This is a genomic window from Nocardioides sp. Root682 (assembly GCF_001427795.1).
Classification (GTDB): domain Bacteria; phylum Actinomycetota; class Actinomycetes; order Propionibacteriales; family Nocardioidaceae; genus Nocardioides.
Map to the genome: position 1 here is coordinate 1,009,739 of NZ_LMHJ01000001.1, position 14,139 is coordinate 1,023,877.

The window sequence follows — 14,139 nt, forward strand, 5'->3', positions numbered from 1 at the left end:
ACCCGTGACCAGCCCGGCGTACGCCACGGGCGGAGAAGGTCTTGGGAAACGGCTTGTCAGGCGGTGGCTCCGGCGGCTCGACGTCCTTTCGTGGAAGTCGTACGCCAAAGTCCGCAAGCAGATGGTCGACCGAGCGTGAGGAGGCACGTCGCTTGGACATCGTCAGGTCCGCCGTTTCTTGGGCAGCCCTGTTCCGAGCGGGATGGCGGCCGCAGCGAAGGCAGCATCGTGGGCGCCGTCCAGCGGCAATGGTGTGAAGCCGCATAGTCGCACGGATGCGTCGAGTCGCCTGCCATAGTCCTGGACGCTCCACGCTGCGGGAACAGTGACGGCCAGTACGGACGACAGTCTGACGAGCGATCGGCCCCGCTCAAGCTTCTCGTCGGTCTCGCGGACCTGCTGTACGGCGTGGCGCTCCCGGGCGCGTTCGACGCGCCCCACCTTGCGACGCACCTCGGCCGCCATCGCCGCCGACATCTCGGCCCGGCCAGTGGTGCGGTCGGCGACGCGCTGCCCGATCGGCCGGAAGAACACGGTGAGCGCACGCCTCTCCCCCACCTGCGACGGGACGAGGGCACGCGCGAGCGCGCCCATGACAGCTCCCTTCCGTGGAAGCAGGATCGTCGCGGCGACCGACTCCCACTCGCCGTGTCGGTACGACCGCAGTGCCGTGCTCGCGTTGGTCGGCCCCGCTGCCGCTACGGGTACGCCGACTGCGATGTCGGCGTCGTAGTCGTGATGGATCACCGAGTCCGACAACGCCGCCGCGTCCCCGGGCTCGAACCCGGTGCGGATCGCAATGGCCAGGTCCGCACTATCGAGCCATTTCACCTGGGTGCACCCGATCGAACCAGTGAGGCGGGACTCGACCTCGCTGAGAACGCCGTACAGGATCCGGGCCCGACCGGTCAGCCCTCTGCCCGATCGCCTCGCGTCCTTCGCGATGGCGTCTTCCCGTACGACGACGGTGACGAAGGCCTCGGTGCGAACCGCGGCGCCGTTGACCGACGTGTTGAGCTGCGCATGGATGCGTGCGGTGATCTCCGGTTCGGTACGACGCGAGTGCTGGCGCTCCCACTCAGCGCGCTCCGTGCCGTCGTCGGGAACCGTGCGTACACAGATCGCAAGCACGTCAATCTGGCTGCTCGCGGACGCGGCTTCGAAGAGCTCCGATAGGCCAGCGCCCATTCGGCCGCGATCGTCATCGTCAGCCATGCCGATGCCTGGATGGACGATGCGTGCGGTCGCCGCCCACGTCCGTGTCGCGTGGTTCTGGATGATGGCCGGCCGGGTCAGCCGCCCCGCCATCTGCGGACCGTCGTGGATCTGAATACCGCTCAGAACGCCAGGAAGGTCTGCCTCCGCAGGGTCTTCGATGTCACCAACTGCGCCCTTGGACTGCCACCGCGTCCAGCCGGTGACCCGTCCGAGGGCGTGGCGGACGAGGACGCCGATCCATTGCGCGGCCGACCAACCTCTCACCGGGATGCAGATCAGTCCGGCAGCGACCAGCCAGAGCGGGACGAGGCCGAGAAGTGCCACCCATTGGCCCACCGACATGGCGAGCCAGACCGGGAAGGCAGCAGCAAGGACGAGGAAGACCTGTGGACCGGTCAGGCCCAAGAACCATCCTTGGCGATCGCGAGCGGCCGATGCGCCGTAGGCAGTCATGCGAGGAACGCTGCATCGTCGGCGACGGATGCCACGTCGTCGGCGCCACCGACATGGGAGGGGTCGTTGGCGACGCCACCCTGGTCCTGGCCGCGACCGACTCGCGTGCGCTGCGGGGGCTGCTTACCGGCGCGATACGGCGGTGTTGTGTCGTAGTAACCCTGATTGCCAACGCCGGCTTGGCCCATGACGTCGACCGACATCGATGCACCCTTCGAGGCCACACCTCCGATGGCGTCCATCGTCTTCCCGGCCGCCATGCCCGCGGCTCCGAATGCCTTTGCGGTTCGGGACTGGAATCGGTTGACCGTCTCCGTGTCAGCGCCGCTCTCGCTGGCGGCGCGCCCGTCCGCGGAGACCTGCGTCGCCGCACCGGAACCCTGGTCCTCTGGGACCCGGCCGGATACCAGCCCCGACACTCCCCCGTTGGCCGACAGCGTGCTGCGAAACGATGCACCGGACCCCGTCCCCGGATCAACGAAGGCAAGGAGCCGGAACAGAACCATCGGGCAGAAGCAACCGATGACGAAGACCACGCACCCGACGACGGCCATGCCCACCTGAGCTTCGCTAGCCGGAAGGAACGCGCCAGTGAGGCCACCGAGACTCTGCGTCCGGTCGGCTTCGGGGAAGGACGCGCGAGAGATCTGGACGCCGATGCCAACGACCAGCGCCAGCAGCGGCGAGGTCAGGCAGGCGGCCACAAACCATCGGATCGACTTCCACATCCACGCTTTCGTGCCGTCGCCCAGAGCTCCGGCAGCCGCGATCGGCATCGTCGCGGTGAGGATCAGGAGCGCCGCCTCGCGCACCAGCATGATCAGCAGGTAGCCGAAGGCAGCGGGGATCACCAGGAACAACCCGCAGAGGCCGAGTACCGCGGCCTGGACGGTTCCTCCGACGCGATTGGGCATGCCTGCCGACGCCGAATATCCGGCGAAGTCGGGAACATTGAGCAACTCGCTGAGCAACCCTTGGGTAAGACCGGCGCAGCCCAGGATGAGAGCCCCGCACACGACCACCCAGCCGGCGACCACCGCGCCGTACTGGGCGATGCCCATCACGAGCGAACCGAGTGTTCTACCGTCGCGACGAATCGCAGCCATGCCGATCTGGCCGAAGCCGATGAACAACGCGACGAGCAGTGAGAGCCACAGGGTGATGCTGTAGAGCGTGTGCAGTCCGGGATCGGTGACGTCGGGCGTGAGGAAGCGGTCGATCATTCCGAACACCAGCTCCATCAGCCAGAGCGCGGCTGACCAGAGCGCCATCATCATCGAGGTGAAGACGTCGGAGAGGCCCTCCTTTGCCTTGTCGCCGAGCCAATGGAACGGGTTGAGGTCGATCATCGGGACGATGGCGGCGTTCACGGCGCAACCTCCAGCCACTGGTAGCCCGCGTCGTACGACGCCTGAGTGCCAGGCCAGAGGGACGGCGTCGGCGTCGCCTCGTCACCCGAAGCGATGACCCATCGGTCGTCTGTCCACGCCATGTGTTGGCAGTCAGCGGCAGCGATGCGATCGGGTGCGCCTTCGCCTACCACTACCGTGAGGATGAAGTCCACGCAAACCGTCGCCGAGCCGTCGTCGGAAGCCTGGATCAGTCCCATCGACGGCTCCAGTTGAACTGCGAACTCGCTGGAACCGTTGGCCGGCAACCCGGCGGACTCCAACAGGGCCTTGACCGCCGCCACGCCAGACCAGGATTCGGCGGTCGGGCCGCCAGTCGCCGCCCAGACGTCGATGACGTCCTGTGCAGTGACGACGGATGTCGACTCGATGGCGCGGCGGTCGATGGCGATCAGCTGCGCCAACGCGCCTTCGGGCGATCGGGGAAACCCGGTTCCGACCTGGGCCTCTCCGACGGACGCGGGCTGCGGGACAGCGATGGTGCCCGTCCAGCCATCGGCGAGCGGACCGGGTTGAGCGTCCTCGACGCTTCCCAGAGCGCCTACCGGAGCGTCGCCGGACAACTCGGTGCTCCTGCCTAACCCGCTCGCATCGGTCTCGTCACCGAGGAGCTCGAGGACCGACCAGACAATCCCTGCGACGACCGCCAGCACGACGCCGGACGCGATTCCGAAGAGGATCTGGAGCCTGCGGCGATTCCATTCCTCGGGACCGGACAGCCAGCGAGCAGCACGCGATCGGGCCGACATCAGCACTTCCCGACGATCGCGTTGAGGATGCCGTAGATCGTCACGTATCCGACCGCGGCCAGCACCGAATAGATCAGCCCCGAGGCGCCCATCTGGGCTGCTCGGGACATGCTGCCGAGCTTGCCGACGACGAGCGCGCCGACCGAGATGAACCCGGCGCCAATGATCACGACCGCGACGCCGTACTTCACCCAACTGAGCAGCAGATCCGTGTACTTGTCGACGCCGGTCGGCGCCTTCGCGCAGACATTGTTGATCGCCTGGCTGATCATCGCCGGCCTCCTTTCGCCCGTTCAGATGAGTTGGACCCGGCAAGGTCGGGCCAAAGAATTTCGATGAGTCGGCGGCCAGCGGCCCGAATGCTGCGTGGCATCGGCTCGGCATCGATGCCGGAGATCGCGAGGCCGCGATCGAACGGGACGAAGACGACCCGCCCGTCCTCCATCGCTCGCCGCACCTGGGGGCCGAGCGATGCACCAACCACCTTGGGCCACCGACTCACGCCGACGACGGCAACGACCTCGCCCGGGCGAATGCTGGTCTCAACGCGACGGAGGCTCGGCAAGGTCGCGCGACAGGTGACGACCACATGCTCGGTCGCATCTGCCCAGCTGTCGATGACGACGTCTGACATCGGCTCGGGCCGATCCCCGGGCGAAACGTTCGGCGCTCTGGGACGCAGCACGTGTGTTCGCCCGCGCCGTCCGGCTCGCCACCCTGCCTCCGCTGCTTCTACCTCGTACTCGGCGCCTGCGAAGGCGTCCGGCTCATGCGCCAGATCCAACAGCGTCACGGGGTGGTCGATCTCGGCGAAGGCGTCCGCCAGGGCCACTGCGACCGCCGTGGCACCCGCGCCGGGATGCGCACCGACCACGTTGACCACACGTGGTTGAACCTGCGCGCCCTGCGGTGCGGGCGTGGGTCGAGGCGAATTCTGGCGGCGTACGGCGGCCACCAGATCGGCGACCGAAACGACGTCTGCTGTCGCGCTCACGTCGCGCTCCCCCTCACACCCCGAAGCCGCAGTCCCGCCCGCAGCAGGTCCGGGTCAACGGTCGCGAGCATCGTTCGGGCCTTGGCGGCCTTGTGCATGAGCAGCAGCACGTTCTCGAGATGCCCGATCACGACGTCGACGTCTCCGGCCCGCATCGTGTCGAACAGGTCGGCGACCCACTCGGGGTCCCCTGCCTCGAACGGGAGTGTCATCGGCGGTGTGCAAGGTTGCATGACCCCTTCAAGCGCGACGGACGCCGGCGAGTGGACACTCATCACGCGACCTCATCCAGAAACAGCGGGGCCGCATCCCGGAGTTTCGTGAGGACGCGATCCCTTGCGCGATAGATGGACTTTGCGCAGACGCCACGCTCGGAGGCCATGCGCTCGACGGCGGCGGTCGAGCATGCTCCACGCAGCCACTTCGGGATCTCGGCGTTGCGACGGTCGAGATCCAGCAGCCCGCTGAGGAGCGCGAGGTCGTCGTGCTCGACCACGCCGTGTCCGGAGGCCCACCGAAGAAAGATCTCGAGCTGCTCACGCGAGTCGAAGTTGTCGAGCGGAAGCGATTCGGGTGGCTGCTCGGCGACGGCCTCGAAGACCCACGACTGCGGGCTGAGCAGGACGACACGGCGCCCACGCGTCCGCGACGTGTCGGGGAGCAGGATGGCCCGGACCGACTTCCTGGCGTTGTGGTGGATCACCGACGCGTGATGACAACGACGAGCGTGCTGGGCGTAGCAGCGGATCTGCTCCCAGACCGCGCCCACCACGATGGATTCGATATCTCCGTCAGACAGGTGCCAGAAGTGGCGCGCGATGGTGCGCACTGAGCCGCCGAGCTGGTGGAGGACCGCGACGGCAGCCAGTTGGTCGTCGTACCCACGGGCGTCGGCGAGTCGGAGGAGCGCACCGAGCGCCCGGTCCTCGGTCTCGCCGCGAGCCTGTCGTATGGCGCCGAGAGATCCGAACTCGACGAGCGCCGGCTCGGCGTGGCGCCACAGCCGCCACCTGTCTCCGTCGACGAGTCCGTCGAGCTCGTGTGGGGTGATGCCCGCTTGGGTGATGCGTGACATGGGTCGAGTTCCCTTCCGTGAAGAAGTGCGGAACTCCACGGAAGGAGGCGGGCCTCCCCGACACGCTCACCAGGTGCCTCACCAGATGTCTCACACCGCCGAAAATCACCAATGGAGACGGTCCCAGCGACTTTTCGACGGCACGCGAAGCTGAACAGTTTCGGCGGCGAAGAGTGAGTACTCGACGATTGGAGTGAAGGCGGACACTTCTCCGATGATTTGTCCGTAGGCTGTAGTCGACATTCACTCGGGAATGATGGCTGCCGGTGACGGACTGGGAGGACCCCGAGTGACGTTGGAGCAGCGCGGTCGCGAGATCCCTGCCACCCGCCGGGCGCCCGGGCGGCACCTTGACCCGGACAGCGCCATGGTTGTGCTCAGGGACTGGGCTCAGCGGACGCGCTGGGTGGACTCCACAACCTTCGCCGATGCCGCCGTCCACGTCACCGGCCACCGTCACACCGCGCTCACGCTGCACCAGGTGGTCGAGACCCGCCGGGAGAAGTCGCACTGCGGGCCGTCTCTTCCCACGCACCAGCGCATCACCGACGATCCGGTGCTTCCTCCAGCGACTAGTCGACGGGAGAAGTTCCGATTCGTTCTGGAGCCGACCGTCCATAGCAGTGCGTGCGACGGATGTCGGGGGTGCGGGACGGTTGCGTGCGCGCCACAGGTTCGCTGCGGCGCATGCAGCGGCTCCGGCAACACCATGGCAGCCCTCGGCGAACGCGGACCTGTCAGCGGAGGACGGGTCTTCTGCGCATCGTGCTCGGGCCGAGGGTCCCAGATCTGCGGCAGTTGCCAAGGCAGCGGCGTCGCCAGATGCGGCACCTGTCGCGGCAGCGGAACACTGTGGTCGTGCCAAGTTCTAGAGGTACGCAGGAAGCCCGCGCCTGTCACTCGCGCACGTCAGCAGGCTCCGCTGCCCTTCACCGTGCGCCGCCGTGACTGGGAAGAACTGGTCGGAAGGCAGCAGGAAGTCACGCCCGACGAGTGGCGCCAACTGGGCGCTCTGGCCAACACCACTCGCGCACCAATGAATGTCAGCGAGGAGGTGCGTGCCCGCGTCGTGGCGGTGACCTCCGTCCAGTATGTCGATCGGCAGGAGGCCTGGCAGGTCGCTTGGATCGTTGGTCCAGAAAACAGGGTCATAGCACCGGCAGCGACAGCTCATCGGCGCCGGATGCAAGCGCGGATCACGTGCACGATATTGGTCTTCGAGATCTTGGTGCTCGCAGGCGTGATTGTCGCGGTTGCGAGCGCAAGGGGCGCGCTTGGGTGACTGTCTCGACCGGATGGCCCCTGACCTCGACGACCCCATGGAGCGATTCCGTGTACGCCTTGGCACCGAAGGCGCGACGATCTGTCGGGGACGTGAGCGAGAGTCGGCCAACGAGGTTGAAGCGGACAAAGGAGACCGATGAGCAGGATCAGTGGTCCGCCGTTATTCGCACGCGCGTGCCCTGCCCTTGCCCATTGGACCGAGATGAGCCAACGGTCCGCGACGATCAATCTAGGAGGGCGGGATGAGTCCTGACAGCCAGCCGGTCCCCTTGACCACTGCGTGCTCCAACGGGCACCAGATGCCACCCGATGCAAAGTTTTGCGCTTGGTGCGCCGCACCTGTCGGGTCTCCCATGGAAGCCAATGTCGCAGTGGTTTCGACCCCGCCTCCGCCCCCTTCCCTCCCTCCTCCTGGTTGGACCCCAAGTTCAGGCCAGCCCGGTTGGAGTGACTCCGTCAGGCCGGTACACGACGGGGCTTCCGGGCCAACGTGGCGACTATTTGCCGTCATCGTTGGGCCGCTCGTCGCACTCGCCCTCGCCTTGGCGGTCGTCGCAGTCGTTGCTCTCCAGCGAGATTCTGAACCTACTGGGGCGCAAGGCACCGACAGCATCACAACCGATGAGGGCAACGACGGGAGCGAGGGCACGGACACCACGCCGATGTTCGACGCCACCGCTACGCAGCGCGATGTGATGGCAAGCATCCGCACCGACTACTGCGGCGACGACGCCCGCGACTCCGAAGGGCCCGCAACCCCGATGGGGTACACGTTCGTCAACTGCCAGCGAGGCATCAACACGATCCTGTTCTACGTGTGGCCCGACCCCGACTCATACGAGATCTCCCGCACGGCCGGTGTCGAGTGCTTCATGAGCATCGTCATCTACGGCCCGACCTGGCTCGCCTTCACGGAGAGCCCCACCGATGCCAAGGCCTTGATCGATGCTGGCGGTTCACAGGGCACCTGCAGCTAGCAACGACTCACTCACCCGCGGAGAAGGCCGCGGCGAGACCGCCCCTCCCTACCTCGCCGAAAGGAACCGGACGATCATGAGCGACCTCGATCAACCGACTCTGGCTTGTCCAGTCGGGCACGCCACTTTGCTCACCGGCACCTATTGCACCGAATGTGCCGCCGTCCTCGTTCATGTCGAAGTCTTTGAAGGCGTACCGATTGCCGAGCGGGTCCAGCGGGTGTCCCGTCGCCGTCTACTGCTCGCTGGTGCGATCACCCTGGCTGCGGTTGGGGCTCTCACGCTAGGCGCATTGCTGATCGGACAGAACCCCGATCCCGAGCCGAGGAAAGCCCAGCTCCAAACGCCAAGCGTCAGCGATACCACCGTGCCGCAACACGCTCGGAAAGACCGAGTTCAGGACAACCAGATCATTGAGGGCGCCGAGGATGATGACCTCAGTCCGAAGCTGAACGACGACGAAGCCCAGGTCGAGAAGGTCCCTGGTGATTCCACTGGCGTCGGCTACGGCGGCGTCGAGATCGGAATGAGCCTCGACGACCTGCTGGCGTCCGGCGAAGTGACCAAGATGGACCCGAATCCGGGATGCGCTGATCGTGGAGACTGCGACGCCCCTTGCGAGTCATACGGCCTCGCCGGAGGCGGACGAGCAGACATGGCCTCCGGCGGCAACGTCGTGGGCCAGATCGTGTTCGAGAACGACATGGCGACGTCCAAGGGGATCCGCATCGGCGCCTCCGAGAAGGACCTGCTCGCCGCCTACCCCGAGGCCGCTGCGAACGAGACGCCCTACCCCGACAACACCGAGTACGTCGTCCCCATCCGCGCAGGAGTGAACTACTTCGCCTACGTCACCTCGGGCCAAGTGAGTCACCTGTTCATGTCCAGGGAGACCACGATCTGCATGTCCTGACTGTCCCCCAGAATCAGCACATCCCGCAGGGGATGCTTGGAGCGCAGTCCCAAGAAGGTCTGGACTCCCCGATTCGAGTTGCCCCATCCTTCTCCAACTGACTGCCCGGGATTCCGCGATCCCCAGGTTCTGTCGCCCCGTCTCCATAAGGTGACACCGTGGCCAGCATCCATCACGTCGACGACGAACGCGCGGCACGCACGCTGGCGGACCTTCTCAATGGAAACGCCCGCAAGCGCCCGACTGTGGTTGTCACGATTCCGGCAGGACGAGACGAGCCGTGGATCGACGTCGCGGAGGTCGCACAAGAAGCTGGCGCCCTCGCCGATGTCTACCTGATACCTACCGGTGGATTCACCTGGGAGTTCTCAAGCCACATGGCTGACGGCACCCAGGTCTATGGAGGTGCCGGACGGGTCTACCCAACCGGCCACGACTGGGCATCAGACCTCACGAAATCACCACTTCGTTTCGCATTCAACGCCGCCGACGGCCGCCGCGCCACCGAGCAACTGATCTCGGACACCTTCCGCATGGCATCGGCGGCAGGCCTGCTCCAACAGGTCCCGAGGCACACTCTCCGCGAAGTTCACGGCACCGTGAAGATGCTTATCGCCGGACGCGCTCTGGTGGATATCGGAAATCCACTCCCGGCGACGGTCCCCGAAGAACTCACCATCCAGGACGTTCCGATAGCGCGGATCCTCGCCAAAGGGCAGCGGGTCGACGGCTGGTACGACCCAGAATCGAAACGGATCGACATCACGAAGGGCCTTCGTCCCAGCGACGTTGCGCTCGCGTCGTATTCCGTCGGCGATGTGGTCTTGACCAAAGTCGTGATGGTGCGCAACGGCAAAGCCGAGTTGATGTTGTACCCCAAGACCACTACCCCGGCAGTCATTGCTGCCGTCCTCCGTGCGGACGTCACGACAAATCCCGCCGACGATCTCCGCACACTGATGACCGTCGGGGAGGTCATCCCGGCTCGCATCGTCGCCACCTCACCACAGTGGGCTCTCGTCCTGAACGACGTGGATGATGACGAACAGGTCCTCGACGCTCCGTCGTTGCTCGCCGGCGGACCGCCGTGGCTTGTCGAGGATTCCGAACCGGTCGATCTTGCCGAGCCGCCGACCCTCGCACCTCCTCCTCCGCCACCGCCGTTGCCAAGCGCAGCACCTGGGGCCGCCGTCGCCCTGCCACCTACCGTCGAACCGCAGTCGCCGTCGCGGCCGAGCCCCGTGATGTTCGATCGAAACCGTGCGCACCCCGGTCCACCGCCTGCGCGGGTCGCCCAGCCACACACGCAACCCAGCGAGTCAACGAAAGCCCTCCTACTCAAGGTTGACGGACTTACCGCTGAGGTCGCCGGACTGAAGCGCGAGCAGGAACTTCTGCGCTCTCAGGTGGCCGCTGGAGCGGACGAGCGCGAGCAAGTCCGTTACCTGATGGACCAGGCAGAACGTCGAGCCAACAAGTCCGAACACGACCTGAAAGCCGCCCGTTCTCGACTGCGCAAGGCAGGAAGCACCAAGTCAGGTCCTCCTTCAGGCAACGGACCCCAGTTCGCCGACGCCGAACAGGGATTCCGCTACCTCGTGTTGTCCAAGTGGGCGACGCGGACTCTGCCCAGCGAGCAAGCAAGCCGCCCACTCGGTGACTACACCCTGGGACTCCGGTTCCTGGATTCGCTCCACAATCTCGAGGGCATCCAGGAAGAGAAGGTTGCTGACGTCGTCTTCGAGATCGTCACGGGGTTGGCCACCCGACTTCATGGCCGCGAAGTCCACCACCTCCGCAGCGGCACGGGTGGTGATGACCCCGTCCGGACTCGGGACGACGGCGCAATCGCCTGGCGCGCCAGCCTTCAGGTAAACACGCCATCAGCACGTCGCATCCACTATTGGGAGCTGCCCAACGGTCAGGTCGAGCTCGCACGCGTCACCAACCACGACGACTTCGAGATCTAGAGTCAGCAGGAATCCTGCGACACCCAAGATCGAGTCTCATAGATCGTCGTGCTGCTCGATCCGATCTCCCACCTGCTTCGTCCGCGCTGAAGGTTCGAGCGGCGGCCGGTCGTCGTCAGTGCGGTTGAAGACCTCGTGCCGCAGGTAGCGCTCGGCCTCCGCGTCGTCGCCCATCATCTGCATGGCTCGTGCCAGGTCGAGCCGCGGCCGGTCCTCTGATGGAGCTGCCGCGATCGCCTTCTCAGATGCCCAAAGGGCGATCTTCGGTTGGCCCTCGGTGAGCGCGTGAGTGGCGACGATGTGGGCGACGTCCACCACGGCGGCCGTGAGGTAGTGGTCGAACGGCGTGTCGGAGAGCCAGCCGTAGCCGCGCTTGCGTGGCTGGTCGTAGGGCATGCCGACCACAAGCTCCAGCGCTTGCTTCAGGTCGTCGATCCCGGACGGGCCACGAGCCTCGGCACGCGAACGAAGCCGACGGAACAGGTCGGCGTCCACAAGTACGCCGTGGATCCGGTAGACCTGCTGGCCACGCACGCGCACTGCGTTGGGGAGGTACCACTCGTCGATGTCCGGCCGCTTGCCGAGCCACTTGCGCAGCTGGCCAAGGCGGGTATGGAGCGTGTTGTTCTGGATGCCGAAATCCGCCGCTACTTCGTTAGGGGTCCGACCCGCTGGGTGGGCGGTCAGGTACGCCGCGAGCTCGGCGAAGTACGCCGGCCGGGAGTCGACTTCGGCGGACTTCTCGCCGACGGCGTGAAGCTCGACCGGTCCCAAGACGGTGAGTTTGGGGCGGCTGGAATCCGGGTCCCCCCACTCGTCAAGGTCGTCGTCGAGGTTGGGGTCGGAGGCGATGATTCGAGCTGAGTCGTCAGGCGAGACTGCCGGCGCAAGCGCGGCGAGATCCTCGATCGTCGTGGCTGCAGCTTCGACGTAGGCACGGTCCGGACGCGGAAGCACAGAGTGGGGGTCACCGGTTCCGCAGCGGTCCTCTGTCAGGTCGGCGACAAGAGCACCTGCTTCGTTGACCTCTCCAGGTTCGCCGTCCGGACCCTGCGCGACGGGGATCGGCTCGTTGTCCTCGTTCTCCGCGTCGTCGAACAGTTCCGCCAACGTCGTGGCTTCTTCCGCCGTAAGACGATTGGGAGTCACGACGCCCCACGGCGTCTGGAGTCGGTCATCAGCATCAAGTCGCAGCGTCAACGCGCGGGGGTCGAGACCTATTGTCCCGACCGTCACGAGGACTACCGCCGTACGCGTCGACGTCCGCTCCATCTCGTCAAGCAGTTCGGCCGTCGCTGGCCCGATCCCGTCCAGATCCTCACCAGCGAGACTGCCGATGGTCACGGTCGGCACCCAGGCATCCATCCAATCGACCACGCGGGAAGCCAGGACGTCGCGGCCCGACGACTCGATGTTGTCGACCATCTGGTGTGCGACCTTGGTCAATCGCTCGATGTCGACATGCGGCTCGACGAACAAGCGTCCGTAGCTCAGTGGGGCGACCTCGTCACCGATGCCGACGAGGCTCACAATCTCGGCATCCGCCCAAGGGTTGATGGCCAACTCGGCTGCGATGAATCGCGCGAGGTCAACTGTGGCGACCTGTTCGCCGATGATCTGGGTGACCCCTGCGGCCTCCAGGTCCACGAGCAAGGTGTCGCCATTGTCGTCCTCGCCGAGGGTGACCATCGACGGGTACGGCGACATCCGGTCGGTGGCTCCGGCGACGTGCATCAGTGGCAGGCTCCACACCAAGCCTCCGTCCGACGAGGACCACGGCGCAGGTGCATCGGACGCAACGCAGGCGAGGTAGAGATGCAGGCCGTCGTCGCCAATGCGCGCCGCGGCGACGTCCGGTAGCGCGCCACCGCGGTCCTCGGTCAACTGCGCCAACTCTCGTAGGGCGGCGTCGAAGAAGGCTGTGCGCTCCCCCGCGGCGCCTCCGACGGCCCGCAACGCCTTGTCCTCCGCTCGCAACGCCTTCCCGACACTTGGGGCGCTACGCCCTGACCGCCTGTTGCGAGATTGCGTACGTCGACGTCCGACGTACACCGCGAGCATCCCCGCAGCGAGGAATCCCCCGCCACAGAGGAGAGCCCGGGTAATCGTGGCTCCGTCGATCTGGATGGCTGAATCGTCAGCCACCTCGGCGGGTTCCTCCGCTGTCGGTTCATCAACGACGGCGCCGTCCGGTGGCGCGATCGTTTCGGGTGCCGGCTCGAGTGGAGGCACTCTGTCCGGAGGCGGGTTGTGCTCCGACTGCAGGTCGGCTGGCCCCTGGTCGACCTCAGGCGGAGCCTGAACTTGATGCCCGGGGACCTCGAAGTGTTGACCGGGATAGATCCAGTGCGGGTCATCAATCCGGCTCCTGTTGGCCCGATAGATGCGCGGCCAATCGGCCCCCTCGCCGTACTCCTCCTTTGCAATGCCCCAAAGTGTGTCGCCGGGCTCGACGACGACAGCGGCTTCTTGACGTTGTCCGCCGGACGGGACGCGCAGGGTCCAGCCCGGCTGGACGGTCCGGGAGTCATCGAACGTCGACCCGTCGGCCATCTGCTGGCCACGGTTGACTTCAGCGATCTCGCGCCACCGCTCGCCCGCGCCCAGGTGTTGCTCGGCAATCGACCACAGGGTGTCGCCGCGTTGAACCGTGATGGTGGTCGACGCGACCTGCTTCGGGGACGGAATCTCCTCAGTCCTCGGGTTCGGCCGAGGCGCAGTGTCGGGCAAGACGACGGACGCGGATGTGGCTGCTGCCGCTTGATCGATCCACGGGTTGGCGGCTGTCGTTGCCGATGCCGCCACTCCGATCGCGATGACGGCCTGGACGAGTGTCCTCGCCAGGGCCTGCTGCGCGCCGAGGGTGCCGGGAACTCTGGCGAGCCAGTCTGCCGAATGCCCTGTGGCGAGACGAACCTCGGCAATCGCTTCGACGGCGAGGCAGGCAACGAACTGCGCCCATAGCACCCACGCCACGCACGCCAGTACGCCGAGCACCGCCTCAGTAGTGAGTGGCGACGTCAGCGTCAACCGGTCTGGAATCGGGTTGCCGACCGTGGTCACGAGGGCGGCAGGCACCCCGAACCCGAAGACCACC

12 protein-coding genes are annotated in these 14,139 nt (G+C 66.2%); 4 read left to right on the plus strand and 8 right to left on the minus strand.

What is annotated here, in order from left to right; genetic code table 11:
• Nucleotides 1-162 precede the first annotated feature (162 nt).
• The 7 genes from ASD84_RS04675 to ASD84_RS04705 all read right to left on the minus strand — a co-directional run bounded on the left by ASD84_RS04675 (nucleotide 163) and on the right by ASD84_RS04705 (nucleotide 5,898).
• Nucleotides 163-1,671, minus strand: a complete 1,509-nt coding sequence (locus tag ASD84_RS04675; protein WP_056707119.1) for an SCO6880 family protein — start codon at nucleotides 1,669-1,671, stop codon at nucleotides 163-165.
• Nucleotides 1,668-3,041: a hypothetical protein gene (locus ASD84_RS04680; RefSeq protein ID WP_156391574.1), complete on the minus strand. Its 1,374-nt coding sequence runs from the start codon at nucleotides 3,039-3,041 to the stop codon at nucleotides 1,668-1,670. The genes ASD84_RS04675 and ASD84_RS04680 overlap by 4 nt, the downstream gene beginning before the upstream one ends.
• Nucleotides 3,038-3,829, minus strand: coding sequence for a hypothetical protein (locus ASD84_RS04685; protein ID WP_056710658.1), 792 nt, complete (start codon nucleotides 3,827-3,829; stop codon nucleotides 3,038-3,040). The genes ASD84_RS04680 and ASD84_RS04685 overlap by 4 nt, the downstream gene beginning before the upstream one ends.
• Nucleotides 3,829-4,101: a hypothetical protein gene (locus tag ASD84_RS04690; RefSeq protein ID WP_056707121.1), complete on the minus strand. Its 273-nt coding sequence runs from the start codon at nucleotides 4,099-4,101 to the stop codon at nucleotides 3,829-3,831. The genes ASD84_RS04685 and ASD84_RS04690 overlap by 1 nt, the downstream gene beginning before the upstream one ends.
• Nucleotides 4,098-4,823, minus strand: coding sequence for a hypothetical protein (locus ASD84_RS04695; protein WP_156391575.1), 726 nt, complete (start codon nucleotides 4,821-4,823; stop codon nucleotides 4,098-4,100). Before ASD84_RS04695 ends, ASD84_RS04690 begins: the two co-directional genes overlap by 4 nt.
• Nucleotides 4,820-5,035, minus strand: coding sequence for a hypothetical protein (locus tag ASD84_RS04700; protein WP_056707126.1), 216 nt, complete (start codon nucleotides 5,033-5,035; stop codon nucleotides 4,820-4,822). The genes ASD84_RS04695 and ASD84_RS04700 overlap by 4 nt, the downstream gene beginning before the upstream one ends.
• Before the next feature lie 62 nt (nucleotides 5,036-5,097).
• A complete protein-coding gene (locus ASD84_RS04705) occupies nucleotides 5,098-5,898 on the minus strand; it encodes a hypothetical protein (RefSeq protein WP_056707128.1) in 801 nt (266 codons plus the stop codon).
• Nucleotides 5,899-6,832: 934 nt separating this feature from the next.
• Here ASD84_RS04705 and ASD84_RS25000 point away from each other — a divergent pair.
• The 4 genes from ASD84_RS25000 to ASD84_RS04725 all read left to right on the plus strand — a co-directional run bounded on the left by ASD84_RS25000 (nucleotide 6,833) and on the right by ASD84_RS04725 (nucleotide 11,042).
• Nucleotides 6,833-7,180 (plus strand): hypothetical protein, encoded by a 348-nt coding sequence (locus ASD84_RS25000; protein WP_156391576.1) that lies wholly within the window; start codon nucleotides 6,833-6,835, stop codon nucleotides 7,178-7,180.
• 697 nt (nucleotides 7,181-7,877) lie between these two features.
• Nucleotides 7,878-8,159: a hypothetical protein gene (locus tag ASD84_RS04715; RefSeq protein WP_156391577.1), complete on the plus strand. Its 282-nt coding sequence runs from the start codon at nucleotides 7,878-7,880 to the stop codon at nucleotides 8,157-8,159.
• A 76-nt stretch (nucleotides 8,160-8,235) separates the two neighbouring features.
• Entirely contained in the window at nucleotides 8,236-9,072 is an 837-nt protein-coding gene (locus tag ASD84_RS04720; RefSeq protein WP_156391578.1) for a hypothetical protein, read from the plus strand.
• A gap of 158 nt (nucleotides 9,073-9,230) precedes the next feature.
• Nucleotides 9,231-11,042 carry a hypothetical protein gene (locus tag ASD84_RS04725; RefSeq protein ID WP_056707135.1) on the plus strand — a complete coding sequence of 604 codons (1,812 nt, stop codon included), beginning with the start codon at nucleotides 9,231-9,233 and terminating at the stop codon, nucleotides 11,040-11,042.
• 36 nt (nucleotides 11,043-11,078) lie between these two features.
• On the opposite strand, the gene ASD84_RS04730 is transcribed toward ASD84_RS04725, so the two are convergent.
• Nucleotides 11,079-14,120, minus strand: a complete 3,042-nt coding sequence (locus ASD84_RS04730) for a LysM peptidoglycan-binding domain-containing protein (protein ID WP_162252163.1) — start codon at nucleotides 14,118-14,120, stop codon at nucleotides 11,079-11,081.
• Nucleotides 14,121-14,139: the final 19 nt, after the last annotated feature.

Coding starts and splice junctions, on each gene's coding strand:
- ASD84_RS04675 (WP_056707119.1), bottom strand. CDS start 1,671: ATGACTGCCTACGGCGCATCGGCCGCTCGCGATCGCCAAGGATGGTTC.
- ASD84_RS04685 (WP_056710658.1), bottom strand. CDS start 3,829: ATGTCGGCCCGATCGCGTGCTGCTCGCTGGCTGTCCGGTCCCGAGGAA.
- ASD84_RS04690 (WP_056707121.1), bottom strand. CDS start 4,101: ATGATCAGCCAGGCGATCAACAATGTCTGCGCGAAGGCGCCGACCGGC.
- ASD84_RS04700 (WP_056707126.1), bottom strand. CDS start 5,035: ATGACACTCCCGTTCGAGGCAGGGGACCCCGAGTGGGTCGCCGACCTG.
- ASD84_RS04705 (WP_056707128.1), bottom strand. CDS start 5,898: ATGTCACGCATCACCCAAGCGGGCATCACCCCACACGAGCTCGACGGA.
- ASD84_RS04715 (WP_156391577.1), top strand. CDS start 7,878: ATGGCAAGCATCCGCACCGACTACTGCGGCGACGACGCCCGCGACTCC.
- ASD84_RS04720 (WP_156391578.1), top strand. CDS start 8,236: ATGAGCGACCTCGATCAACCGACTCTGGCTTGTCCAGTCGGGCACGCC.